At 63.4% G+C, this 2,872-nt stretch carries 3 protein-coding genes; all 3 read left to right on the top strand.

All coding sequences use genetic code 11. The annotated features are described in order from the left end of the window. On the top strand, window positions 1–1,719 hold a 1,719-nt coding region (locus CK944_RS21885; protein ID WP_103175146.1), incomplete at its 5' end, for a heavy metal translocating P-type ATPase. Window position 1,720: 1 nt separating this feature from the next. Then, complete coding sequence (locus CK944_RS21880) at window positions 1,721–2,332, top strand: isoprenylcysteine carboxylmethyltransferase family protein (protein WP_103175145.1); 612 nt, start codon at window positions 1,721–1,723, stop codon at window positions 2,330–2,332. A 118-nt stretch (window positions 2,333–2,450) separates the two neighbouring features. After that, a partial coding sequence (locus tag CK944_RS21875; RefSeq protein ID WP_103175147.1) for an SCO family protein occupies window positions 2,451–2,872 on the top strand: 422 nt, incomplete at its 3' end.

Genomic DNA, 2,872 nt, shown 5'->3' with positions numbered 1-2,872 from the left:
GCCTTCGAGGCGCTGCGCATGGGGCAGCCCTTCACCATCGAGAGCCTGATGACCATCGCTGCCGGAGGCGCTCTGCTCATCGGCGCTGCGGAAGAAGCGGCTTTGGTCATCTTCCTGTTTGCCGTAGGGGAGGTTCTTGAAGGCGTCGCGGCTGGCAAGGCACGCCAAGGCATCCGGGCCTTGGCAAACCTCGTGCCGAAGACTGCCTTGCTGGAAGCTGCCGGCCAGACACGAACCGTTCCGGCCGACAGTCTGGAGATCGGACAAGTCGTTCTTGTCCGTCCCGGTGATCGCATTCCTGCGGACGGCGATATCATAGAGGGCACAAGCGGCATCGACGAAAGTCCGGTGACCGGTGAAAGCGTGCCGGTGACCCGGAGCGTGGGGGATAGCGTCTTTGCCGGCTCCATCAACAGCGAAGCGGCCCTGCGCATCCGAGTCACCAAAGACCCGAGTGACAATACCATCGCGCGCATTATCCGCCTGGTGGAAGAGGCCGAAGAGGCCCGCGCCCCCACGGAACGGTTCATCGACCGCTTCTCGCGGATCTACATGCCCGCCGTTATTGCGCTGTCGGCGCTGGTTGTTCTGGTTCCGCCGCTGGCCTTCGGTCAGGACTGGAGCACCTGGATCTATCGCGGCTTGGCGCTGCTGCTGATCGGCTGCCCTTGCGCGCTGGTGATCTCGGTCCCGGCTTCCATCGCCTCGGCGCTATCCTCGGGAGCGAAGCGCGGGCTGCTGATGAAGGGCGGCGCCGTCATCGAGGCGGCAGCAAGGACCAACCATGTCGCCTTAGACAAGACTGGCACCCTGACGCGCGGCAAACCGGCTGTGACTGACCTGATCCCTGCCCCCGGCGTTGCCGAAGCCGAACTCCTGGCCGTTGCGGCCAGCGTCGAGGCCGGCTCAAACCATCCTCTCGCTCAGGCGATCCTGCGCCGGGCCAAGGCGGTCGAGGTGCCGGTCCCGGCTGCGCGTGACGCACGCGTTCTCGCGGGACGAGGCGTCGAAGCCATCGTTGGCGAGGCAAAAGCCTGGGTGTCCTCACCGTCCCATGCTGCAGATATCGGCGGGATCGGCGAAGTTGCCCTGCATCGCGCGACGATGTTGGAAAAGGAAGGCAAGACCGTTGTTGCCGTGTTCCGGGCCGGGCAGCCGCTTGGGCTGATCGCCATGCAGGACGAGCCGCGCGAGGATGCGGCCGAGGCTGTTCGTCAACTGCGCGCCTTGGGCGTCAGTGCCACCATGCTGACCGGCGACAATCCTCGCACGGCAGCGGCCATTGCCCAAAACCTTGAGCTAGACTTCCGCGCCGGGATGATGCCCGAGGACAAGCTGACTGCGATCCGCGACCTGAACCGCCAGGGCAGCGTCATGATGATCGGCGACGGCATCAACGACGCCCCTGCCTTGAAGGAAGCGCGGGTTGGCGTGGCAATGGGTTCAGGCACCGATGTGGCGCTGGAAACGGCTGACGGCGCGATCCTGCGGGATCGGGTGACCGACGCCCCTGCCCTGATCCGGCTGGCCCGCGCGACCATGGGCAACATCAGGCAGAACGTGACGCTGGCGCTTGGGCTGAAAGCCGTGTTCCTCGTGACCTCGGTGCTGGGCATCACCGGCCTCTGGATCGCCATTCTGGCCGATACCGGGGCCACGGTTCTGGTCACGCTCAACGCCCTGCGTCTGCTGGGTTTCGATCCGACAAAGGAGGCCTGAGATGCTGGGAGAGACGGGATGGATCGCCCTCGGCATCATGGCGCTCTATCTGACGTTTTTTGCCTGGGGCACGATTGAGGCCGCACGTGCCGCGCGACGACCGATTTGGCTGTTCGGGCGGGCACGAGGGACCGAGCGTCTTGCTGCGCTTGGCTTTCGCCTGGCCTTCGTGCTGGCGCTCCTCGGACCGCTTTTGTGGCTGGTCTTTCCAATGTTGCACAAGCTGGACCCGTTCTGGACCGAAGGCCGGCATCACGTGATGGGAGTTGCAGGTGTGCTTCTCGCCGTGACAGGTGCGATGCTGGCCTTTGCAGCGCAGATGTCCATGGGAGCATCCTGGCGAGTCGGCGTCAGACAGGGTGAAAGCGGTGCCTTGGTCACAGGCGGGCTTTTCCGCTTCAGCCGCAACCCGACCTTTGTGGGGCAAGCCATGCTGCTGATGGGCATAGCTTTGGCAATCCCATCCCTGCCGGGGCTACTGGCAGTTCTTCTTTTCATCACATCAGCTTCGGTGCAGATCCGGACAGAGGAGCGCGTCCTGCTTGCGGCTCACGGTGCGGCATACCGCAGATGGAGCGCACAAGTGCCGCGTTGGATCGGGTTGCGATCCTGATCCATCGAAAGGCGCACCACACAACAATGATCTGACAAAACTGTGAGGCCGCATGAAGCCGCTTGAACCTCATGTGGCTAGAGGTGCTACGCGGCGGTTGCGAAGATGGAATATCACTATGCTGAAGACAATCAGGATTGCCCTTTGGATCGCCGTGGCGGTCTCCCTTGTCGTTGTTGGCGTGCTGCTCTGGCGTGCTGATCGACAAGAGCAAGCAGCTGCTTTTCGGCCGGCGTTTTCCCTGCCGGATGAGACGGGTGCCATCCACACGACCGAGGAGTTCAAGGGCAAGTATGTTCTTGTCTTCTTCGGCTTTACCAACTGCCCTGACATCTGCCCGACCACCATGTCGGAAGTAGCCCAGGTCATGGATGATCTGGGACCACAAGCCGAGAAGGTGCAGCCCGTGTTCATCTCGGTCGATCCGGCCCGTGACCGCGCGAGCGGCCTCGACGAATATTTGGCTGCTTTCCATCCTGCCATCCTCGGGCTCGCCGGAGACGAGGCCTCGACCCGTGCCGCCGTGGAGAGCTTCAAGGT

It is taken from the genome of Paracoccus sp. SY (assembly GCF_002901215.1).
Taxonomy (GTDB): Bacteria; Pseudomonadota; Alphaproteobacteria; order Rhodobacterales; family Rhodobacteraceae; genus Paracoccus; species Paracoccus acridae.
The sequence above is the reverse complement of the archived record's forward strand: the minus strand, read 5'-3'. Positions and strand labels throughout refer to the sequence as shown.